The following is a 20,855-nucleotide window of genomic DNA, read 5'->3' as shown; positions in this document are numbered from 1 at the left end:
CCGCATAGCATAGCGGATCACACATGAAAACAACAATGCCGAAAGCCATTGTGTCTGTAAAAAACGATGAATCGTCGATTAGATGAATTTACAGGGACTTGGTCTTGCTGTTTCAGCTGTTTGTTATATTTTGTGCTACATAGTGGTTGGCGATACGTTGATATTGCCATACGTTGATGAAACTAAGAACGCGCACAAAATAATAAGCGTATCGCCTATCATAATTCAATTTACTACCTAAAACTTGAACTATTTCAGGGGGAATTTGCTTTGTTCGCAATTTTATTTGAACTTAGAACACGTTAGAGAATTTTTTAAGAGATTTCAAGCGCAGAAAAGTGACAATCAAGAAAACGAGGTGAATTTTGTGCGGGTAAGAAAAGTTGAGGGAAAAGTTGCAAAAAGCCCTGTCGGACTTTCTGCAACCTAAATCGAGATTAATGTAAGATTTTTGCCAGAAAATCTTTCGCGCGGTCTGACTTCGGATTAGCGAAGAAATCCTCTTTTTTACTGTCTTCGATAATTTTACCTTCATCCATGAAAATCACGCGGTTAGCCACTTTTTTCGCAAAGCCCATTTCGTGCGTTACCACCATCATGGTCATGCCTTCATTCGCTAACTCCACCATAACATCCAGCACTTCGTTGATCATTTCTGGGTCTAGGGCGGAAGTTGGCTCATCAAACAACATGGCAATCGGGTCCATACATAGCGCGCGGGCGATGGCGACACGTTGCTGTTGACCACCAGAGAGCTGCGCAGGGAATTTATTAGCATGGCTCGCCAATCCCACACGCTCCAGTAATTTTAAACCTTTAGCTTCAGCGGCTTTCTTGTCACGGTTTAAGACTTTAACTTGCGCTAATGTTAGGTTCTCAATAATGGAAAGGTGAGGGAACAGTTCAAAGTGTTGGAACACCATACCGACTTTTGAGCGCAGCTTCGCAAGGTCAGTTTTTTTGCTATTAACTTGGATATCGTTAACGAAAATTTCACCCTGTTGAATTGGCTCCAACCCATTTACTGTTTTTATTAATGTGGATTTACCAGAACCAGATGGCCCGCATACAACCACAACTTCGCCTTTTTTGACTTCAGTTGTGCAATCTGTGAGCACCTGAAATTGGCCATACCATTTCGATACATTTTTCAGGGTAATCATGAAACAGTCCTTTTCTTAAGATAATTCACCAGCATTGAAGCGCCGAAACTGAAAATAAAGTAGATGAGTCCCGCAAAGAGTATCATTTCGACTTGCGTACCGTCACGCTCACCAATATTGGTGGCGGTTCTGAAGAAGTCGGTTAACCCAAGAACATACACTAATGAAGTATCTTGGAATAATACAATACCTTGGGTCAGTAATAATGGCACCATCGCTCTAAACGCTTGCGGTAATACGACTAAACGCATGGTTTGCATTTGGGTCATACCTAAAGCGAGGGAGGCGCTTGCCTGACCTTTCGAGATGCTTTGAATACCTGCACGGATAATTTCAGAGTAGTAAGCCGCTTCAAAAAGACAGAAGGCTACCACTGCGGATATTAAACGAATATCATTTTTTGGTGATAAGCCTAGAACATTTTGTAATATGTTAGGCACAACTAAATAGAACCAAAACAGTACCATAACTAGCGGAACTGAGCGGAAGGTGTTGACGTAAAAGGCCGCCAGCCAGCGCAGTGGCTTAATGCTGGATAAACGCATAACGGCGAGTACGGTTCCCCATAAAATCCCAACCACAATGGCTGCTGCTGTAATTTTGGCGGTGATAATAAAACCATCCACTAAGAATGGGATGCTTGGCTCAATGGAGCTCCAATCAAATTGATAAGCCATCTTAGCGTCCTCCTAGTGTGCCGGGTAAGCGCACTTTGCGCTCAAGCAAGCTCATTAGTAGCATAATAATCAAGTTGATACCGACATATGCCAGTGTGATTGCTGTGAAAGATTCCCAAGCATGGGCGGAGTAATCGAGTAATTTTCCTGCTTGTGCCGCCATATCCACTAACCCGATAGTGGATGCGATAGCGGAGTTTTTCACTAAGTTCAGCATTTCCGAGGTCATTGGCGGTAAAATGACGCGATAAGCATTCGGTAGCAGTACATAGCGATAGGTTTGTGGCAGTGTTAGCCCCATCGCGAGCGCTGCATTACGTTGCCCTCTAGGCAGGGATTGAATAGCAGCACGAACTTGCTCAGTCATTCGCGCAGCAGTGAACAAGCCAAGGCATAACATGGAAGAGAGGAAAAACTGGTAGTTAGGATCTAACTCCATTTTAAACCAGTCGCCGATAGATTGTGGCAGCAGTTCAGGGATCACTAGATACCAAGTGAAGAACTGAACAATCAGCGGAACGTTACGGAATAATTCAACGTAAGCAGTCCCTAAAAAGGCTAAAAAGCGGTTAGGTACTGTGCGTAAAATACCGAAAAATGAGCCAACCAGAAAAGCGATGATCCAAGCGCAGATGGATAGCGTGACAGTGACTTCTAAGCCAGATATTAACCACCCTAAATAGGTGGTATTCCCAAATGGGGCATTCTCAAGGAATATCCCCCAGTTCCAATTAATTGACATAATATGACTTCCTGTGGGCAATTTGATTGTCCCGAATACCGCAATAAGAGAAAGCAAGGCGGGAACGACCGCCTTGCGACTCCTACTTCAGTAACACCCTGTTTGTCTTTTTTATTAGTTTAATGCTTTATCGTTTGGTGATTTGAACAGCGCCTTCATTTCATCAGATAACGTAAACTTCAGATTCAGGTTTTTCGGTGGGATAGGTTGATTAAACCAGCGGTCGAATGATTTTTCCGCTGCGCCAGATTTTTGTGCAGTTGAGATAGTTTCATCGACCAGAGCTTTGAATTGTGGATCATCTTTACGCAGCATACAGCCGTAAGCTTCTTCAGTTTGTGGTTTTGCTACGATTTCCCAGATATCCGGTTGTTTCGCTTTTGCGCGCTCACCAGCTAATAGGGCATCGTCCATCATAAAGGCAACAGCACGACCAGATTCTAAAGTACGGAATGAGTCCCCGTGGTCTTTAGCACTGATAATGCGCATCTTCATGTTTTTCTCATCATTTAACTTATTCAGGATCACTTCTGACGTGTCCCTGAAGTGACAACCACATTTTTGCCAGCTAAATCAGCAAAGTCTTTGATACCGGCGTCTTTTTTCGCCAGCAGTCGAGTACCAACCACGAAAATGGTATTAGAGAAGGCTGCTTGTTTTTGTCTCTCTAGGTTATTCGTTGTGGAGCCACATTCGAAATCAAATGTGCCGTTTTGCAGTAATGGAATACGGTTTTGCGAGGTGATAGGGATCAATTTCACCTGTAAATCAGGCATATTGAGTTTCTTTTTCACTGCATCAACAATGAGGTTGGAGTAGTCTTGTGAGTAGCCAACAACTTTCTGATTATTATCATAGTAAGAGAATGGCACTGATGATTCGCGGTGACCCACGACTATCACACCATTATCTTTGATTTTTTTCAGAGTACCGTTTAATTCTTCTGCTTGAACTGCGCAGGTTGCACCCAAAAGCATCATTGTTAAAACAAGCTTGCTAATACGCATAATTACAGCTCCTTTAGAACATCGGTGTCAATCCGCCATATTTCGAGGTTTGTGTTTTAACGATACATTACTCGATTTATTTTGGTTTTGTGGTGTTGTGTTTGCAGATGTTTCGTGAGGTTTTCATCATGACACGATCATCGGCTGTATGTTTTATTATTGTTAAAAAGTAATTAAAAAATATGAGTTTTGAAAACGAATTGTTTTAAATTCGGGAGCTGTCTCGCATATTATTTAGGCAGTTGTGAACTGCGACACCAATAAAGAGACAAACTGCCGAAACTCGACTATCGTGCACCGAAATCGTGCAAAATAGTTTCGTTTTGCCATTTATTAAGTAAGTAGCAAGTTCCGTGCCGCTTTTCGGATAAAGTGCAAAAAATAGTTAATTTTATAAATGAGAGTTGTTTGTAAAGTTAGATGATGGTGCTTGTGTTGCTTATTTGCCTGTGTAAGATGTAACCTGTTATTAACTTAATTAGCTAATTATTGTGAATTCAGGAAGATAATCTGAGACAGACATGACGAGGTCGATAAAGTTAGGTAAAGGATTAGTGCTGTTTGCCTGTCTGATGGTGTTGATTTGTATGAATCAAAGAGCCGTCGGGGAGCGTCTATTCGCCTCAATGTTTACATCAGCTTCAATACAGACTTCTGCGGTAGCGAATCAAATCCAGCTTTCTTCAGAGCATTATCTTTCTGATATAAATGAACAAAATAGCAAGCCCGTGAAGCTTTCAACGTGTGAATTAAGTTCCAAATCACTCCTTACTCTTGTTCCTGCTGTGATAGAACCTCTCTTTTTTATATTTCTTTCTTTAGCGGCATTCGCTATCTTTTGCACTAGGCTATTTATATATAGAGCAAACCGTGAAGAGAGCCATTCCCCACCTGGCGTTCGGCGTCATCTACAATTCTGTAATCTTCGGGATTAGAAAGCCGCGGCTTATTGTTCGTCGCTGTTATTTATTCTGGAGGGATCATGCGTTTTTTTATTAATGCGTTAATTGTTTTATTTACTGTATTTTCTAGCAGCTTACAGGCTGCGGATACAGGCTGGTTACAACCTGCAAACACGGGGTTTATGGCCGCAAACACACCGAGCCATGTACAGGTTCGCTTGCTGAGCTCTGCACAAAATGAGGGCAAGGTCGATATTTTACTGGATGTAAAACTCGATGATGGCTGGAAGACCTATTGGCGCTCACCGGGAGAAGGGGGCGTTGCACCGGAAATAAGTTGGTCTTCACCCGTCAAAACGGTGGAGTGGCTATGGCCAACGCCGGGGCGCTTTGATGTCGCTGGCGTGTCGACACAAGGTTATATGGGAGACGTGGTTTTCCCTATTACAGTCACCAGTAGTGAGCATCTCGATAAATTGTCAGGCACACTGACATTATCAACGTGCAGTAATGTTTGTATTTTAACTGACTACCCTTTTGAATTGGATCTCACTGAACCGGCTCCTGCGGATTTTAGCTGGGCATTTAATCAAGCAAAAGGCAGTGTGCCTGCGGCTAGTGGGCTTGTTGAACAGGCGCAATTTGGCTTTGCTGGCAATAAATTGACGGTAGAGTTACAAAAAGCCGCCGATAATACCTGGATTGACCCGCATCTGTTTACTGATGTTGTAGATGGCGCGAGCCTTGGTGTTCCATCCCTAAAATATTCTGGCAATAAGTTAACCGCTACCATTGATGTTAGCGATGACTGGGGCGGTGAAGCGCCTAATCTTGTGGGTAAAACAGTTTCATTTGTTGTGGCGGACGGTGAGTTATCTCAACAAATACATGGCAATGTCGTGCCTTATACTGGTTCCGTATCTGGGGATGACAGTGGACACGCGCTGGGTTTATGGCAGATAGTTCTATTTGCGCTACTTGGCGGTCTGATCCTGAACTTAATGCCGTGTGTTTTGCCTGTACTGGCAATGAAACTCGGCTCTGTCTTATTGGTTCCTCAAGGTGAACAAAATACCATTCGTCGGCAATTCTTGCTCTCTTCATCGGGGATTCTGGTCTCATTCTGGTTATTAGCCTTATTGATGACATTCTTGCGATGGGGACAGGAAGTTGTTGGTTGGGGTATTCAGTTCCAAAGCCCGTGGTTTATCGGCTTTATGGTGCTGATTACGGCGCTGTTTACTGCGAATTTATTTGGGTTGTTTGAAATTAACCTAGGCAGTAAAGCAAATACGCGTTTAGCCACCGCAGGTGGGCAGGGTAATAGCGGGCATTTCTGGCAAGGGGTTTTCGCGACACTCTTAGCGACACCTTGTTCTGCACCCTTTTTGGGCACGGCGGTCGCTTTCGCATTAGCGGCACCGATGTCGCAACTGTGGCTGATTTTCACTGCACTAGGTATCGGGGTGAGCCTTCCGTGGTTATTGATTGCGGCATTCCCTGTGATTGCGAAAGCGTTACCAAAGCCAGGAACATGGATGCTGAAATTGCGCGCAGTACTGGGCTTAATGATGTTGGTTTCCTGCTTATGGTTAATCAGCTTATTAATTCCCCATTTTGGTGCAATGACCGCTACCGTTATCGCCGTACTATTTTTATTAATCTTAGTGTTATTTATTCTTAAGAACCGAGGAGTTCGTGCGGCAATTTTCCCATTCCTATTATTCTCGGCACTGGGTGCTGGGTTTGCTTGGATGGCGATAGACCAACAACAAGGCCACCAAACGCTAGCTTCCGATAAGGTTCAATGGCAAACACTGTCTGAAGACGCAATCACGCGAGCGCTGGCAGATAATAAACGTGTGTTTATTGATGTGACTGCAGACTGGTGTGTGACGTGTAAGGCGAATAAATATAACGTCCTACTTAATGACGAAATTCAGCACTTACTGAGTGAACCGGATGTCGTCGCGCTACGGGGTGATTGGACAAAACCTTCACCTGAAATCTCGGCGTTTTTGCAACGTCGAGGGCAAGTGGCTGTGCCGTTTAACCAGATTTATGGCCCTAATCTGACAGAGGGGAAAATACTGTCAACAATACTTGATCGTGAATCTGTATTATCAATTATGACTGAGGCCAAAGGAGCCGAAAAATGAAAAAGACGATATTAGCTGTTTTATTTTCCTCACTAGTATTAGGGGCCACAGCACATGCAGCGCCACTGACTGCCGACCAAGAAGCACAAGTTCGTAAGCTGGTACGCGATACATTAGTTGAGAATCCAGAGATCCTTGAAGAAGCGATTGTGGCTTTACAAGCGAAACAAGGTGAAAAACAACAAGCGCAAATGAAACAGGTATTAAAAGATCAGCATGATGCCCTGTTTAATGACCCGACTAGCCCACGTATTGGCTCGAAAGACGCGAAATTAGTCTTGGTGAACTTTACTGACTTTAACTGCCCATACTGCAAACGCTTTGACCCACTGTTAGAAGATATTGTGAAGAAAAACCCAGATGTTGCAGTTGTTATCAAGTACCTGCCATTTAAAGGGGAAACCTCGCTGGAGTCTTCGCAATTAGCGATGACTTTATGGCAAGAAAATCCAAAAGCGTTCTTAGCTCTGCACCAAAAACTGATGGCGAAACAGGGGATGTTATCTGATTCAAACATCAAAGAAGCGCTGCAAGCAACCGGCAATGATAAGTTAAAAGCGAATGATAAGAGCCGTGCAGCTATTCGTAAAAACCTTGAGTTGGCTAATATGCTGGGCGTGAATGGTACGCCTGCAACGCTAGTGGGTGATGAAATGATCCCAGGCGCTGTTGATGCACAAGAATTTGAACGCATCGTGAAAGAACAGCTCAGCAAAGCGAAATAATGTCGTGATGGGGGGACTGAAAAAGTGGTCAAAAGAGCTTCTCGTATTGGCGATTATTTTGGTGATCGCTTTTACGGTGATGGACTTTTGGCGTAAACCGCAAAGCCTTGCCCCCGTGTTATTAGAGCCACTCACCATTGCAACGGGTGAGGTGGTTTCTATTGCTGAACTCAGCGAAAAACAGCCTGTATTAGTCTATTTCTGGGCAACATGGTGTGGTGTTTGCCGCTTCACATCGCCAACCGTTTCTGATTTAGCAAAATCAGGAGTTCCGGTGGTGACGGTAGCACTGCGTTCGGGGGAATCTTCTCGACTGTTAGCCGGAATGGAAAAAAAGGAATTAGATTTTCCTGTAGTGAATGATATCAACGGTCAACTGGCTGCGCAGGTTGGCGTGACAGCAACACCGACCTTTATGATTATCGATAAAGGCGAAATGGTGAGTTTTACTTCTGGCTGGACGAGTTATCTGGGGCTGAAAAGCCGTTTATGGCTCGCTTCGTTTTAATTAAATGCCCTTGGTATCAGCATCAAGGGCATTTTTCTTATCAAACTCTAATCTCAAACTCTTTCATCAAAATTCGAGATTGCGAATAAACCGATAGTCAGCCGATTGGGACTTTAAGCGATAAAGATTGGCTGGGCGTCCGCGCTCTTGGCGTTTCTCCCCTGTATCAATCAATAAATCAGCTTGATCTAAACGGCGACGGAAAGATTTATTCTGTATGGATTTTCCGATTAAAACCTCATGAACATGTTGCAGCTCGGCTAAGGTGAATACTTCCGGTAGCGCAAATCCCGGCACAATGGAATAAAGGGATTTCTGGCGTAAACGTTCACGGGCTTGTAAATAAAGCTGATAGTGATCGAAAGCCAGTGCCATGTCTTCAATCTCTTCGATGGAGACCCATTTAACAGAATGTACACTTTCAATGTGCGCTTCGCAGGCTTGGTGAGCAATGAGTGCGGTATAGCAGACTGTCACTGACCAGCCTCGAGGATCTCGCTCTGAATTTCCTACGGTACATAACTGCTCGATATAAGGAGGAACAACCCCCGTTTTCTCTTTTAACTTGCGATATACCGTATCGTCTAACGTGGCATCACAATTTTCATCAACGAACCCACCCGGTAATCCCCATTGCCCTTTCTGAGGGTAATTAGCACGTTCCACGAGCAGCACTTTTAAGGTGTTTTCATGATAAGTGAATAATACGGTATCCACTGTGAGCAAAGGAGTTAAATAATCTCGTCGATCATAATTAGATAAAAACTCTTTTTCTGTCATGTGATTAAGATCCTTTCCCCCATATTTAGTCTTGCGCTAAATCATACGCGAAAATTTATTTAGTGTCATTAAGACATTTAAGTGTTGACTTATTTGTGTCTGTAGGACAATAATTAATTAAGGTCATAAAGACACTAATTGATTTCACAAAGACACTAAGTGGGGTAGACCATGTTAAATTTTAAATATTTCAAATCAGATTCATCGACATTCATTATTCAATCCATTAATGGTGCAGTACGTAAGCAAGGTAAAGGGTTAAGTTTTTGGTATAACGCGGATAAAACGTCCATTGCGGCATTACCTTTGAACGCCCAAGAAGCGCCATTTATTTTTAATCTACAGACAGCGGATTTCCAAAGCTTGCGTATTCAAGGGCAAATTTCGTTTCAAGTGAAATACCCAGAAAAAACAGCGGATGTCTTGAATTTTAACCTTGCCCAAGATGGTAAATCTTATGCGTCAGAAGACCCGTTAAAGCTGAGTGATAGGGTGGTTCGTAGTGCCCAAACTGTCATCCAAGCAAAAACGCAAAGTACCGATTTGCGAGATGCATTACTCATGGGGCAACCATTGGTGCTGTTGGTTTCTCAGCAACTGTCTGAGCATCCTGCACTTGAATCGTTAGGCATAGAAATTTTGGATGTGGCAATTTCTGCTATTACACCGTCTCCTGAAACGCTCAAAGCGCTGGAAGCTCAAGCACGGGAATCAATTTTGAAAGAGGCTGACGATGCGATTTATGCGAGACGCAAATTCTCCGTTGAGCAGGAAAGAACTATAAAAGAGGCGGAATTAGAAACGGATTTATCAGTACAAGCCAAGCAGCAGCAAATTGAAGAAGCTCGGTTGGATAATGAACGTACATTGCTGCGTGAGCGTGCTGAAATTGAACAAGAAGAGTTAATAGCTCAGGTTAATTTGGAAGCTAAGCGTAATGAGCTGGTGGCGCTAAGTGTTGAAAACCAACGTACTCAATCAGAAGCGGATGCTTATGCCATCGAAGCTAAAATGAAAGCGTATAGCCAATTGCCAGTGGAGAATTTGAAGGCGATGGCATTGGCGAAAATGAACCCAGAGCAATTGATGGCGATGGCATTTGAATCCTTGGCTCAAAACGCAGGCAAAATTGGTGAAATTAATTTCTCACCAGATTTATTTGGTCAGCTAATGAAAAAAGGGGCTAAACAATGAGTCAGTATGATGATGTTCGCTTTGTGTTAGTGATGCGTAAAACTCGTATGCAGGAATTAATTGAGCGTTTCAATACCTGGTCGCAAGCAAAATTTTACCTTGAACATAATGATGTTGAAGTGAGTGATTACCTACTTGAACATGATGTGTATCAGCGGCAGTTAATCCAAGCTGAGTCGATTCTTAAAACGATGGGACGCTTTCAATTACTGGAAAGAAAACTGTTACCGAGCTACCAGTTTTCAGCGCGAGATATCGTGGTGGTCATAGGGCAAGATGGTTTAGTGGCAAATACCCTTAAATACCTTAATGGGCAGCCGGTGATTGCTATAAATCCGGAACCGACGCGTTGGGATGGTAAATTGCTGCCCTTTGAAATTGGGCAGCTATCGGATGTGGTGACGCGTACACTAACTGGAAAGGTAAATCAAAAATCCGTTACTTTTGCGCAAGCTACAACCAACGATGGACAAACGCTATTAGCCGTTAACGACCTATTTATAGGTCCTAAAAGCCATACATCTGCACGCTATCGAGTGAAATGGCAAGGGCAGCAAGAATTTCAATCATCATCAGGAATTATTGTCTCGACAGGGTTAGGGTCAACGGGATGGTTTCAATCTATTATTGCGGGGGCTCAGGCGATAGCAGGGACTCACTCCCATCCATTATCACAGGGGTTTGGCTGGGATGAAAAACGGTTACAGTTCAGCGTAAGGGAACCTTTTCGCAGCCGAATGACGGGAACGGAATTAGTGTTTGGCACCATTGAGCAAACCACGCCATTACAATTAGAGTCATTAATGCCTGAAAATGGCGTAATTTTTTCCGATGGTATTGAAGATGATTATTTGAATTTCAACGCAGGCTGTATTGCCTCAATTGGGATAGCAGAAACGCAGGGATTATTAATTGGTTAGGTTAAAAAAATCCCCGAATCATCAATCGAGATGTCGGGGATTATTAATCGGTTTAAAGCGTCAATTAGTGACGTTTTTGACGACGGTTAAGGGTAAATCCAACAATACCGAATATGGCGACCATACCCCACATCGGCCAGTTACTCCAACGAGCATAAGGGGTTAATCCCGTTGTTGGTGTGACTTTTTCAGCCAGTACCGCATCTTGGAACTGTGGCAGAATACCTTGAATGGAACCATCCGCACTGATGACCGCCGTTACGCCATTGTTGGTGGCGCGTAATAGCGGGCGACCAAGTTCTAATGAGCGCATTCTTGCCATCTGGAAATGCTGCCAAGGACCAATCGATTCACCAAACCAAGCATCATTTGAAATTGTCAGTAAGTAGTCACTGTCAGGTTTGAAGTTATCTCTAACTTGAGTACCCAGAATAATTTCATAGCAAATGGTTGCTGTTAGATGAATATTACCAATTGCTAATTGAGCCTGTTGATAATCTCCACGGCTAAAGCCCGACATTGGTAAATTAAAGAATGGCGCAAGCGGGCGAAGTAAATCTTCCAACGGGACGAACTCACCAAATGGGACTAAGTGATGCTTGTTATAACGATTCTTAGTCGGGTAGAGATAGGGTTTTCTATCACCTAGCACAATGATGGAGTTATAGAATACCGAATCACCATTGACCGGTTTGGCATCAACAGTTCCGGTAATTAACCGCGTTTTGGTTTCATTTAGCAACGTGTCCAGCGCTTTAAGCCACGGCTGATTTTCCAGTTCCACCACAGGAATAGCTGACTCAGGCCAAATAATCATATCGGCTTTGCCAATATAAGGGCTGGAAAGCTTGATATAGCGATCTTTGGTTTGCTGCAAAAAGCCTGCTTCCCATTTCATTGATTGAGGGATATTGCCCTGCACCAATGCCACTTCCATGGTTTTATCATTCAGAGGAGTGAACCACTGGACGTTTTTGGCTAACAGAGGAACCAGCAACAGCGCCGCCGCACATGCTAGAGGGATAAGATTGCGGCGAATGACTGTTAGGACGAGCAAGCCGCTGATGCTAAATAGCAGCAGGGTTATCATCTCAACGCCAAAAATTGGCGCTAATGATTTCATCGGCCCATCAATTTGGCTATAACCAAATTGCAGCCATGGGAAGCCAGTCAGTACCCAACCGCGCAGAAACTCAGTCACTTGCCACAGTGCGGGCGCCATCAAGACTAAGCGCCAAATATTGGCGTTGGGGGTGAGTTTATTGAGCAGTAGACCAAATAGACCGGGGTACAGAGACAGATAAGCAGCCAGCAAGATAACGATAAATATGTTAACGGCATCCGGCATCCCACCAAAATCGGCGATACTGACATACACCCAGTTGACGCCGCTGCCAAATAAGCCAAATCCCCATGCGAACGCGATAGCAAAAGCTTGCTTGGCGGTTCTGTGTAGGGTTAATAGCTCGAGAAAGAAAATAGAAAGGAGAGCGGCGGGCCAGAAGTCAAAAGGCGAAAAAGCCAGTGTACCACTGGCTCCGAATAGTAAAGCCAGCAGCAGGCGTAGCCACTGGCTTTGATAAGTAGAGGATAAGTTCATTAACTCTGTTCTTCATCCAAAGTAGGCACTGGGGCATCGTCAGGAATTTTTACTTGAAGCAGTATAATTCGACGGCTATCCGCCATGGAAACTTTAAACTGGTAGTTATCGATGGTAATGGTTTCACCACGGGATGGTAAGTGACCAAAGGCTTGCATCACTAAGCCCCCAACGGTATCTACCTCATCATCACTAAAATGCGTCCCAAAGGCGTCATTAAAGTCTTCGATTTGAGTCAAGGCGCGAACAGAGTATGAATGGCGGCTCAGCTGGCGGATATCCACATCATCTTGGTCGTCATACTCGTCTTCAATCTCACCGACGATCAGCTCTAAAATATCTTCAATAGTCACTAAACCAGAGACACCGCCGAACTCATCAATAACGATGGCCATATGGTAACGCTGGGAACGGAATTCTTTGAGTAAGCGGTCTACTCGTTTACTTTCAGGAACAACAACGGCCTGACGTAACACTTTATCAATACTGAATGGTTCTGCGTCGGTACGCATAAATGGCAGTAAATCTTTTGCCATTAATAGCCCTTCAATATGATCTTTATCTTCGCTGATAACAGGGAAGCGAGAGTGGGCAGAATCGATGATGACATCGAGGCACTCATCAAGGCTTTGGTTACGTTTTAAGGTAACAATTTGAGAGCGAGGGATCATGATGTCACGTACCCGCTGATCGGCAATATCCATGACGCCTTCCAGCATTTCACGGGTATCCGGGTCAATTAAATCGTTTTGTTCAGAATCACGAATTAATTCGACCAAATCATCACGGTTTTTAGGTTCACCATGGAAAAGTTGATTTAACAATGCAAAAAAACCTTTCTTAGGCCCAGGGGTGTCACTACTCGAAGAGTTATCGTCGCTCATGGCGTTTAATTTATTATTCCTCAGTTAATTAGAAAAATCGCTAACCCATAGAGTTAGGTATGAATTGTTTAGCTTAAAACATTTTGTTTAGCGAAACAATTTATGGGTTAGCGTCGAAGCATATTCTTTACGTTAACAGACATCGTTTTACGTCTAAAAATGCTTGTTAACGTTAAAAATTATAGTGAGCTCACTCTTTTTCCGCAAGATACGGATCGGCATAACCCATTTCTGCGAGGATCTCGGTTTCTAATCCTTCCATTTCTTCAGCTTCATCATCTTCAATATGATCATAACCGAGTAAATGCAGGCAACCGTGAACTACCATGTGTGCCCAATGCTCTTCTTCACTTTTTTGCTGCTCGACGGCTTCTTGCTCCACCACTTGGCGGCAAATAATTAAATCCCCTAACAGCGGAAGTTCCACTTCTGGTGGCGCTTCGAATGGAAATGACAGCACGTTAGTCGGCTTATCTTTTCCACGATAAGTTAGATTTAATTCATGGCTTTCGGCTTCATCAACAATACGAATAGTGACTTCACTTTCAGCTTGAAACTTGGGTAATACCGCATTGACCCAGCGCTGGAACATCGCTTCAGAGGGTAAACCGTCGGTATTTTCGCTCGCTATTTGTAAATCGAGAATAACATCGCTCATTTAGTGATTTTCCTGCTTTTCAAGCTCACGTTGTTGCTCTTTTTCTTCTTTCAATTGCTGGCGACGTTTGCTGTCTTGCTCTTCCCATGCTTCATAAGCCATGACAACTTTCGCCACGACAGGGTGACGCACCACGTCTTCGCTATGGAAGAAGTTAAAGCTTAAATCATCCACGTTCGACAACACTTCGATGGCGTGTCTTAAACCGGATTTGCTGCCTCTTGGTAAGTCGACCTGAGTGATATCCCCAGTGACAACAGCTTTAGAGTTAAAACCAATACGGGTTAAAAACATTTTCATCTGTTCGATGGTGGTGTTTTGGCTCTCATCTAAAATGATAAACGCATCGTTCAGTGTGCGACCGCGCATGTAAGCCAGCGGAGCCACTTCAATCACATTACGCTCAATCAGTTTTTCAACTTTTTCAAAACCAAGCATTTCAAACAGCGCGTCGTACAGAGGGCGTAAATAAGGATCTACTTTCTGGCTTAAATCACCCGGCAAGAAACCCAGTTTTTCGCCTGCTTCAACCGCAGGGCGGGTGAGCAGAATTCGGCGTACTTCTTGACGTTCTAATGCATCGACGGCTGCTGCAACAGCAAGGTAAGTTTTACCAGTTCCCGCAGGACCAATTCCAAATGTAATATCGTGATCTAAGATATTGGCAATGTATTGCGCCTGATTTGGGGTACGAGGTTTGATCACGCCGCGCTTGGTCTTGATATTCACGGCTTTACCATAGTCAGGCACGCTTTCTGCGGATTGCTCAAGCACTCGGCTATCGACAATCGCAAGGTGAATATTTTCAGGATCAATGTCAGGGATCACACCGCGGATTGGCGCGGTATCAACGTACAACTGGCGTAAAATCTTACTGGCCGCTTGGATATTAAGCGCTTTACCCGAGAGTTTAAAACGATTGTCTCGGCGATTGATTTCAATGCCAAGACGACGCTCTAATTGCTTAATATTGTCGTCAAATGGCCCGCAAAGGCTCATTAAACGCTGATTATCTGCGGGCTCTAAAAAAATCTCTTGTGTTGCGATTTGCAAAGGTTTGTTATCGGTCACTGAGTATCCTATCTTTAGGGTTGGAAGTTACCAACGCCAAGTTCATCTTCTTTACGGGTACGTGCAATCACGGATTCAGGGGATTCATGAACACGCAGATCCATTTGATCTTCGGTACGAATCACTTTACCGCGTAAAGAGTTGGTATAAACATCGACGATTTCGACATCAACAAATTTACCGATCATGTCCGGAGTGCCTTCAAAATTCACTACGCGGTTATTTTCGGTACGACCTGAAAGCTCCATCACATTTTTACGTGAGGTGCCTTCCACTAAAATACGTTGTACTGTTCCTAGCATGGCACGGCTGAAGCTCATTGCTTGCTGATTAATGCGCTGTTGCAGCAGATACAGACGTTGTTTTTTCTCGTCTTCGCTAACATCATCCGGTAAATCAGCGGCTGGCGTACCCGGACGAGCGGAGTAGACGAAGCTGTAGCTCATATCAAAATTCACATCAGCAATCAGCTTCATGGTTTTTTCGAAATCATCGGTGGTTTCCCCTGGGAAGCCAACAATAAAGTCGGAGCTGATCAGAATGCCAGGGCGAGCTTCGCGTAATTTACGAATAATCGCCTTATATTCCAATGCGGTATGCGCACGTTTCATCATGGTGAGTACGCGGTCAGAGCCACTTTGTACTGGTAAGTGTAGGAAACTCACTAGCTCAGGTGTATCGCGATACACTTCGATGATGTCATCGGTAAATTCGATTGGGTGGCTGGTGGTGAAGCGTACGCGGTCAATACCATCGATAGAGGCCACTAAACGTAATAATTCTGCGAATGAACAGATTTCACCGTCGAACGTCTCGCCACGGTAGGCGTTAACGTTTTGACCCAGCAAGTTAACTTCACGCACGCCCTGAGCGGCTAATTGTGCAATTTCAAACAGAATGTCATCACAAGGGCGGCTAACTTCTTCGCCGCGAGTGTACGGCACAACGCAGAACGTACAGTATTTGTTGCAGCCTTCCATGATAGAAACGAACGCGGTTGGGCCTTCAGCACGTGGCTCAGGTAAGCGGTCGAATTTTTCAATTTCAGGGAAGCTGATATCAATAATTGGGCTACGATTACCTTGAATTTGGTTAATCATTTCTGGTAAACGGTGCAGAGTTTGCGGGCCGAAAACGATATCAACGCAAGGTGCACGCTGGCGAATAAAATCACCTTCTTGTGATGCGACACAGCCACCGACACCAATGATGATGTCAGGATTTTTGTCTTTGAAGAATTTCCAACGACCAAGCTGGTGGAACACCTTTTCTTGGGCTTTTTCGCGGATCGAACAAGTGTTTAATAACAACAGATCTGCTTCTTCAGCAATTTCAGTCAGTTGATAGCCGTGGGTGCTTTCCAGTAAAGAGACCATTTTAGATGAATCGTATTCGTTCATCTGGCAGCCCCAAGTTTTCATATATAACTTTTTATTTGTTGACATGTCGTGTATCCGGTGTTTTCGAGGTCTAAAATAGGGACTTCGAAACGCGTTGTAAATCCAAAGTCCTACCCTATGATGATGGGGAATTCACCGCATTTTGATTAAGAACAGCGTTCTGTATTGGATTAAATGCAAAAATCACCCAGTAATAACATGCTAAAATAATATCATCACCAAATACTTAAGGGCAGGCTATTTGCCTATTGTTTTAAAGATTGACGAGTATTGTATTCATTTGAGGCATCAGTGACCAGAGCCCGAGCGTAGATATTGCCTGCGGGGGTAAGAATTTTTCGGTATACTAAATAAATCAAACAGTTAATAGTAGCTATCATGATGAATAAACTAACTGAATTTTATGATGTTGTTGTGGTTGGTGCGGGAATGACCGGCGCTGCAGCAGCATTAGGCTTCGCCCAAGAAGGGATGAAAGTGGCTTTACTTGAGAAAGCCCAGCCGACCGAGTTTGACGCGAGCAGTACGCCAGATGTGCGTATCTCTGCCATCAGCAGTGCCTCGATTGAATTATTAAAGCAATTAGGGGCATGGAAACATGTAGAAGCGATGCGCAGCGCGCCTTATCGTGAATTAGAAACCTGGGAAGAGCCGGGCAGCAATGTGATTTTTGATGCTAAAAGTTTAGGCTTACCAGAGCTTGGCTTTATGGTGGAAAACCGTGTTTTACAGTTGGCATTGTGGCGAGAGTGCGAACAGTACAGCAACCTAGAGTTAGTTTGCCCAGCCACGTTGGTGAATTTACATCAACCTCATGGGCAAAAACACTGGATGGTTGAGCTGGAAGATGGGCGCATTCTAGAAACTAAACTGGTGGTTGGCGCAGATGGTGCTAATTCTCAAGTGCGTAAAATGGCGGGTATTGGAAGCCGTGGCTGGCAATATCGCCAATCTTGTATGCTGATCACTATCCAAACGGATGCGCCGCAGCAAGACCGTACATGGCAACAGTTTTTCCCATCAGGCCCAAGGGCATTTTTACCGCTGTATGATAACTGGGCGTCCCTCGTGTGGTATGACAGCCCCGCCAAAATTCGCCGTTTGCAAAGCATGTCTATGGAGCAGCTCACAGGTGCTATCTCGGAAGCGTTCCCTGAGCGGCTTGGTGCAGTAAAAGCCATCGCATCGGGCGCCTTTCCTTTAACACGTCACCATGCAAGCCGCTATGTGATGGATGGCTTGGTGCTGATTGGTGATGCGGCGCATACTATCAATCCGTTAGCGGGTCAGGGGGTGAACCTCGGTTATCGCGATGTAGATGTGTTATTGAAGGTCATTTACCAAGCGCGTGAGTGTATTGAGACATGGGAGTCTTTGGATGTGCTTAAGCGCTATCAGCGCCGCCGTTTACCCGATAATCTTGTGATGCAGGCGGGGATGGATATTTTCTATATGGCCTTTAGCGAAAATTTACCGGGCTTGAAAATGCTAAGAAACTTTGGCTTGATGACCGCGCAACGTGCGGGCGAGGCGAAAAAATTAGCGCTAAAATATGCGCTGGGGCTGTAATCTACTGAACCTATTTATTGTTATTTGTTACCCAGATAAATTTCTGGGTAACTTCCTCATGATGACTCTTCTGTATTTGCATCTTGCTCTTGCATATTTAATAGCGGGATCCCGTATTTTTCCCCCCACTCTTGCAGAGCATTAATCACTGTACTTAAAGATTCACCCGCGGGGGTCATTGAGTACTCGACTTTAGGCGGTACTTCAGGATAGACATGTCGAGTAATTAGCCCATCGCTTTCGAGTTCTCGTAATTGCTTGGTCAGCATACGCGGCGTAATGAAAACTAGTTTCCTTTTTATTTCATTAAATCGCAGTGTTTTTCCCTGTAAATGATACAGGATCACGCCTTTCCCTTTTCCGCCCATTAGCTCTAATGAGGCTTCAACAGGGCATCCATCGTAGGTGTAGTTTGTATAACGTCTTTTTTTGATAGTATCCATTTGTATAGTATGTGCCATTAATGTGCGTACTTGTCTGTTTGTACTTTTAACATTAGGATGTTCAAAACTCAAGACAGTTTATTTAACTTAGAGGATCCAATGAACTTAATTAATGTTTTAAATACCCGTTATGCAACGAAAAGTTTTGACCCAAATAAAACGATTTCTGATGAAACGCTGAGTGAGATAAAAGCGTTACTTCAATTAAGTCCTTCGAGTGTCAATGTGCAACCTTGGCATTTCTTGATGGTAAGTAGCCCTGAAGCAAAACAAAAAATTATCAATGCGACGGCAGGTGGATACTCATTCAATGAGGAAAAAATTCGCAATGCATCCCATGTGGTAGTGATGTGCGCAAAAACAGAGTTGCCTGAGGATTATTTACTGCATCTTTTAGAGCTCGAAGATGAAGAAGGGCGATATCAGAAAAGCGAGTTTAAAGAGCAAAATCATATGGCTCGTTCATTTTTTGTGAATTTACATAAGAATGAATTGAAGGATTTACCGCATTGGATAGAAAAACAAGTTTACTTGAATATGGGGGCATTATTATTGGGCGCAGCGGTGTTAGGGGTTGATGCGTTGCCAATGGAAGGTCTCGATTTTTCAATTCTTAATGACGAATTCGATTTAAATGAGAAAGGGCTAAGTGCGGTGACGGTAGTTGCGCTGGGTTATAAAACTGAAGACGATTTTAATTCTGCCTTACCGAAAGTGCGTCTTCCATTGAATGAAGTCGTGACTGAACTTTAATTTGTTAGATAAAAAATAAGCCGCGATTGCGGCTTATTTTCGTTATGGCAGTAATAAATTATTTATTATTTGCGATATCGACAGAATTCGTTGGTTGTACTACATCTTCTTCGGTGATGATTGAATCTAAAGATTCACCTTTGGATGAGAATGCATGCGCCAGTTTTTCGGTATCTAACTCTTTTTCCCAACGCGCAACCACGATACATGCACAAGCGTTACCGACTAAGTTGGTCAGCGCACGGCACTCAGACATAAAGCGGTCGATACCCAGAATCAATGCCATACCTGCAACTGGAATGCTTGGTACTACCATCAGTGTTGCCGCTAAGGTAATGAAACCTGCACCCGTTACACCCGCCGCACCTTTAGAGCTGATCATCGCAACTAACAGCAGGGAAATTTGCTGCCAGAGCGTCAGTTCAATATTGGTCGCTTGAGCAATAAACAGCGCCGCCATCGTCATGTAGATATTGGTGCCATCGAGGTTAAATGAATAACCGGTAGGGATCACTAAGCCCACGACGGATTTTTCGCAACCAGCGTGCTCCATTTTTCTCATTAAGCTTGGTAATGCCGCTTCAGAGGAAGAGGTACCCAGCACTAACCATAATTCATCTTTGATGTATTTGATAAGCTCAATAATCGAGAAGCCGTTATATTTAGCCACTGCACCCAGTACGACCAGAACAAACAGCAGGGAGGTGATGTAGAACGTCATAATCAGCATCATTAAGTTGCCGATAGACGAAATACCGTATTTACCAATGGTAAATGCCATCGCACCAAATGCGCCGATAGGTGCTAGTTTCATCAACATCGCAACCATCTTGAACACTGGCTCAGAGAAGTTTTGCAGCAGTTTAACGATAGGCTCACCGTGTTTACCAGTTGCTGCCAGTGCTAAACCAAAAATTACCGAAATAAACAGGACTTGCAGAATGTTTCCGTTCACCAATGGGCTAATAACGGTGTCTGGAATAATATTCATGAAGAAGCCAACGATGGTAGATTCGTGTGCTTTTTCAACATAGCCCGCGACTTTGGCATTATCTAAGGTTGCAGGGTCAATATTCAGTCCAGAGCCTGGCTGAATGACGTTAGCGACGATTAAACCAATAATCAGTGCGATAGTTGAGAATGTGATGAAGTACAGCATTGCTTTACCTGCAACGCTACCAACGGCTCTCATGTTGGTCATGCCTGAAATACCGGTCACAACCGTTAAGAAAATGACTGGGGCAATAATCATTTTCACGATTTTAATAAACGCATCACCCAACGGTTTTAATGACTCTCCGATGTCTGGGAAAAAATGCCCAAGGGCAATACCAAGAGTGATGGCGACGATGACCTGCACATATAAAATTTTATATAGTGGTTGTTTTATTATGTTTCGCATAAGTTTTCTCTGTAAAAATATTGTGTTATAGCAATTATAATTATTGGTTTTTTTTACAACTGAGTTGAGATGGATTGGAAAGTTGGACTGATAATTTAAGACGAAAGGGGGCTTACGTATTACTAATCTAATCTAACTACAATTCGCCGCAAGATTACCACTTTATTTGGTTATGTGAAAATGACTGACATCACACTTCCGACACAAAGGTTGCATAAAGGTAAATGGGATGTGTTAAATGTTTTTTAAAAGGTTAAAAGAAAATTTAAAGGCAGAATGATAGTTTTAAAAAGCATTA

Annotated in this window: 19 protein-coding genes and 1 pseudogene; 8 read left to right on the top strand and 12 right to left on the bottom strand. The window is 43.7% G+C overall.

Annotation, left to right across the window (positions count from 1 at the left end; translation table 11 throughout):
• Positions 1 to 437: 437 nt before the first annotated feature.
• The 4 genes and pseudogenes from GKR61_RS16105 to GKR61_RS16090 all read right to left on the bottom strand — a co-directional run bounded on the left by GKR61_RS16105 (position 438) and on the right by GKR61_RS16090 (position 3,589).
• Positions 438 to 1,163, bottom strand: a complete 726-nt coding sequence (locus tag GKR61_RS16105; protein WP_036947670.1) for an amino acid ABC transporter ATP-binding protein — start codon at positions 1,161 to 1,163, stop codon at positions 438 to 440.
• On the bottom strand, positions 1,160 to 1,840 hold the full coding sequence (gltK, locus tag GKR61_RS16100; RefSeq protein WP_006660949.1) for a glutamate/aspartate ABC transporter permease GltK: 681 nt from the start codon (positions 1,838 to 1,840) through the stop codon (positions 1,160 to 1,162). The genes GKR61_RS16105 and gltK overlap by 4 nt, the downstream gene beginning before the upstream one ends.
• 1 nt (position 1,841) lies before the next feature.
• Complete coding sequence (locus GKR61_RS16095) at positions 1,842 to 2,582, bottom strand: amino acid ABC transporter permease (protein WP_006662330.1); 741 nt, start codon at positions 2,580 to 2,582, stop codon at positions 1,842 to 1,844.
• Between the two features lie 114 nt (positions 2,583 to 2,696).
• Positions 2,697 to 3,589, bottom strand: a pseudogene (locus GKR61_RS16090) (glutamate/aspartate ABC transporter substrate-binding protein).
• A 521-nt stretch (positions 3,590 to 4,110) separates the two neighbouring features.
• Here GKR61_RS16090 and GKR61_RS18055 point away from each other — a divergent pair.
• From GKR61_RS18055 to GKR61_RS16075, 4 genes are read left to right on the top strand one after another with little or no spacing between them, the layout of a single operon-like run.
• Entirely contained in the window at positions 4,111 to 4,524 is a 414-nt protein-coding gene (locus GKR61_RS18055; protein ID WP_036947662.1) for a hypothetical protein, read from the top strand.
• 47 nt (positions 4,525 to 4,571) lie between these two features.
• Positions 4,572 to 6,650 (top strand): protein-disulfide reductase DsbD family protein, encoded by a 2,079-nt coding sequence (locus GKR61_RS16085; RefSeq protein ID WP_154639903.1) that lies wholly within the window; start codon positions 4,572 to 4,574, stop codon positions 6,648 to 6,650.
• The gene (locus GKR61_RS16080; RefSeq protein WP_036947659.1) at positions 6,647 to 7,375 is read left to right on the top strand and encodes a DsbA family protein; all 729 of its coding nucleotides are present in this window, start codon (positions 6,647 to 6,649) and stop codon (positions 7,373 to 7,375) included. The genes GKR61_RS16085 and GKR61_RS16080 overlap by 4 nt, the downstream gene beginning before the upstream one ends.
• 7 nt (positions 7,376 to 7,382) lie before the next feature.
• The gene (locus GKR61_RS16075) at positions 7,383 to 7,883 is read left to right on the top strand and encodes a redoxin domain-containing protein (protein ID WP_154639902.1); all 501 of its coding nucleotides are present in this window, start codon (positions 7,383 to 7,385) and stop codon (positions 7,881 to 7,883) included.
• A gap of 66 nt (positions 7,884 to 7,949) precedes the next feature.
• On the opposite strand, the gene GKR61_RS16070 is transcribed toward GKR61_RS16075, so the two are convergent.
• Positions 7,950 to 8,663 carry an NUDIX hydrolase gene (locus tag GKR61_RS16070; protein ID WP_036947654.1) on the bottom strand — a complete coding sequence of 238 codons (714 nt, stop codon included), beginning with the start codon at positions 8,661 to 8,663 and terminating at the stop codon, positions 7,950 to 7,952.
• Positions 8,664 to 8,834: 171 nt separating this feature from the next.
• Here GKR61_RS16070 and GKR61_RS16065 point away from each other — a divergent pair, with 171 nt between their 5' ends.
• Both GKR61_RS16065 and GKR61_RS16060 read left to right on the top strand, forming a co-directional pair.
• Positions 8,835 to 9,857 carry an SPFH domain-containing protein gene (locus tag GKR61_RS16065; protein WP_036947650.1) on the top strand — a complete coding sequence of 341 codons (1,023 nt, stop codon included), beginning with the start codon at positions 8,835 to 8,837 and terminating at the stop codon, positions 9,855 to 9,857.
• Entirely contained in the window at positions 9,854 to 10,777 is a 924-nt protein-coding gene (locus tag GKR61_RS16060; RefSeq protein ID WP_154600175.1) for a sugar kinase, read from the top strand. Before GKR61_RS16065 ends, GKR61_RS16060 begins: the two co-directional genes overlap by 4 nt.
• A gap of 64 nt (positions 10,778 to 10,841) precedes the next feature.
• Here the strand turns inward: GKR61_RS16060 and lnt are convergent, their stop codons facing one another.
• From lnt to miaB, 5 genes are all read right to left on the bottom strand, one after another.
• A complete protein-coding gene (lnt, locus tag GKR61_RS16055; protein WP_154639901.1) occupies positions 10,842 to 12,377 on the bottom strand; it encodes an apolipoprotein N-acyltransferase in 1,536 nt (511 codons plus the stop codon).
• Complete coding sequence (gene corC / locus GKR61_RS16050; protein WP_154600177.1) at positions 12,377 to 13,261, bottom strand: CNNM family magnesium/cobalt transport protein CorC; 885 nt, start codon at positions 13,259 to 13,261, stop codon at positions 12,377 to 12,379. The genes lnt and corC overlap by 1 nt, the downstream gene beginning before the upstream one ends.
• Positions 13,262 to 13,451: 190 nt before the next feature.
• Positions 13,452 to 13,919: an rRNA maturation RNase YbeY gene (gene ybeY, locus GKR61_RS16045; RefSeq protein WP_036947642.1), complete on the bottom strand. Its 468-nt coding sequence runs from the start codon at positions 13,917 to 13,919 to the stop codon at positions 13,452 to 13,454.
• Positions 13,920 to 14,918: a PhoH family protein gene (locus GKR61_RS16040; protein ID WP_225577265.1), complete on the bottom strand. Its 999-nt coding sequence runs from the start codon at positions 14,916 to 14,918 to the stop codon at positions 13,920 to 13,922.
• An 86-nt stretch (positions 14,919 to 15,004) separates the two neighbouring features.
• The gene (miaB, locus tag GKR61_RS16035; protein ID WP_036947639.1) at positions 15,005 to 16,435 is read right to left on the bottom strand and encodes a tRNA (N6-isopentenyl adenosine(37)-C2)-methylthiotransferase MiaB; all 1,431 of its coding nucleotides are present in this window, start codon (positions 16,433 to 16,435) and stop codon (positions 15,005 to 15,007) included.
• 336 nt (positions 16,436 to 16,771) lie between these two features.
• Here miaB and ubiF point away from each other — a divergent pair, with 336 nt between their 5' ends.
• The gene (ubiF, locus tag GKR61_RS16030; RefSeq protein WP_036947739.1) at positions 16,772 to 17,959 is read left to right on the top strand and encodes a 3-demethoxyubiquinol 3-hydroxylase; all 1,188 of its coding nucleotides are present in this window, start codon (positions 16,772 to 16,774) and stop codon (positions 17,957 to 17,959) included.
• Positions 17,960 to 18,015: 56 nt separating this feature from the next.
• Here ubiF and GKR61_RS16025 read toward each other — a convergent pair whose 3' ends face one another.
• Positions 18,016 to 18,402 carry a winged helix-turn-helix transcriptional regulator gene (locus tag GKR61_RS16025; RefSeq protein ID WP_195848399.1) on the bottom strand — a complete coding sequence of 129 codons (387 nt, stop codon included), beginning with the start codon at positions 18,400 to 18,402 and terminating at the stop codon, positions 18,016 to 18,018.
• A 99-nt stretch (positions 18,403 to 18,501) separates the two neighbouring features.
• Between GKR61_RS16025 and nfsB the strand changes: the two genes are divergently transcribed.
• Positions 18,502 to 19,155, top strand: a complete 654-nt coding sequence (gene nfsB, locus GKR61_RS16020; protein WP_036947735.1) for an oxygen-insensitive NAD(P)H nitroreductase — start codon at positions 18,502 to 18,504, stop codon at positions 19,153 to 19,155.
• A gap of 58 nt (positions 19,156 to 19,213) precedes the next feature.
• Here the strand turns inward: nfsB and GKR61_RS16015 are convergent, their stop codons facing one another.
• Positions 19,214 to 20,557: a dicarboxylate/amino acid:cation symporter gene (locus GKR61_RS16015; protein WP_154600179.1), complete on the bottom strand. Its 1,344-nt coding sequence runs from the start codon at positions 20,555 to 20,557 to the stop codon at positions 19,214 to 19,216.
• Positions 20,558 to 20,855: the final 298 nt, after the last annotated feature.

Origin of the sequence: Providencia sp. wls1916, from assembly GCF_009706585.1 — a bacterium.
GTDB classification, from domain to species: domain Bacteria; phylum Pseudomonadota; class Gammaproteobacteria; order Enterobacterales; family Enterobacteriaceae; genus Providencia; species Providencia lanzhouensis.
This window is presented reverse-complemented; position numbering and strand designations above follow the sequence as displayed.

Bases quoted from the DNA above. Each gene is read 5' to 3' on its own strand.
- corC (WP_154600177.1), bottom strand. From the start codon at position 13,261: ATGAGCGACGATAACTCTTCGAGTAGTGACACCCCTGGGCCTAAGAAA.
- lnt (WP_154639901.1), bottom strand. From the start codon at position 12,377: ATGAACTTATCCTCTACTTATCAAAGCCAGTGGCTACGCCTGCTGCTG.
- GKR61_RS16080 (WP_036947659.1), top strand. From the start codon at position 6,647: ATGAAAAAGACGATATTAGCTGTTTTATTTTCCTCACTAGTATTAGGG.
- GKR61_RS16060 (WP_154600175.1), top strand. From the start codon at position 9,854: ATGAGTCAGTATGATGATGTTCGCTTTGTGTTAGTGATGCGTAAAACT.
- ubiF (WP_036947739.1), top strand. From the start codon at position 16,772: ATGAATAAACTAACTGAATTTTATGATGTTGTTGTGGTTGGTGCGGGA.
- GKR61_RS16025 (WP_195848399.1), bottom strand. From the start codon at position 18,402: ATGGATACTATCAAAAAAAGACGTTATACAAACTACACCTACGATGGA.
- GKR61_RS16015 (WP_154600179.1), bottom strand. From the start codon at position 20,557: ATGCGAAACATAATAAAACAACCACTATATAAAATTTTATATGTGCAG.
- nfsB (WP_036947735.1), top strand. From the start codon at position 18,502: ATGAACTTAATTAATGTTTTAAATACCCGTTATGCAACGAAAAGTTTT.
- GKR61_RS16075 (WP_154639902.1), top strand. From the start codon at position 7,383: ATGGGGGGACTGAAAAAGTGGTCAAAAGAGCTTCTCGTATTGGCGATT.
- miaB (WP_036947639.1), bottom strand. From the start codon at position 16,435: ATGTCAACAAATAAAAAGTTATATATGAAAACTTGGGGCTGCCAGATG.
- GKR61_RS16085 (WP_154639903.1), top strand. From the start codon at position 4,572: ATGCGTTTTTTTATTAATGCGTTAATTGTTTTATTTACTGTATTTTCT.
- GKR61_RS16065 (WP_036947650.1), top strand. From the start codon at position 8,835: ATGTTAAATTTTAAATATTTCAAATCAGATTCATCGACATTCATTATT.
- GKR61_RS16040 (WP_225577265.1), bottom strand. From the start codon at position 14,918: ATGAGCCTTTGCGGGCCATTTGACGACAATATTAAGCAATTAGAGCGT.
- GKR61_RS16070 (WP_036947654.1), bottom strand. From the start codon at position 8,663: ATGACAGAAAAAGAGTTTTTATCTAATTATGATCGACGAGATTATTTA.
- GKR61_RS16095 (WP_006662330.1), bottom strand. From the start codon at position 2,582: ATGTCAATTAATTGGAACTGGGGGATATTCCTTGAGAATGCCCCATTT.
- ybeY (WP_036947642.1), bottom strand. From the start codon at position 13,919: ATGAGCGATGTTATTCTCGATTTACAAATAGCGAGCGAAAATACCGAC.
- gltK (WP_006660949.1), bottom strand. From the start codon at position 1,840: ATGGCTTATCAATTTGATTGGAGCTCCATTGAGCCAAGCATCCCATTC.
- GKR61_RS16105 (WP_036947670.1), bottom strand. From the start codon at position 1,163: ATGATTACCCTGAAAAATGTATCGAAATGGTATGGCCAATTTCAGGTG.
- GKR61_RS18055 (WP_036947662.1), top strand. From the start codon at position 4,111: ATGACGAGGTCGATAAAGTTAGGTAAAGGATTAGTGCTGTTTGCCTGT.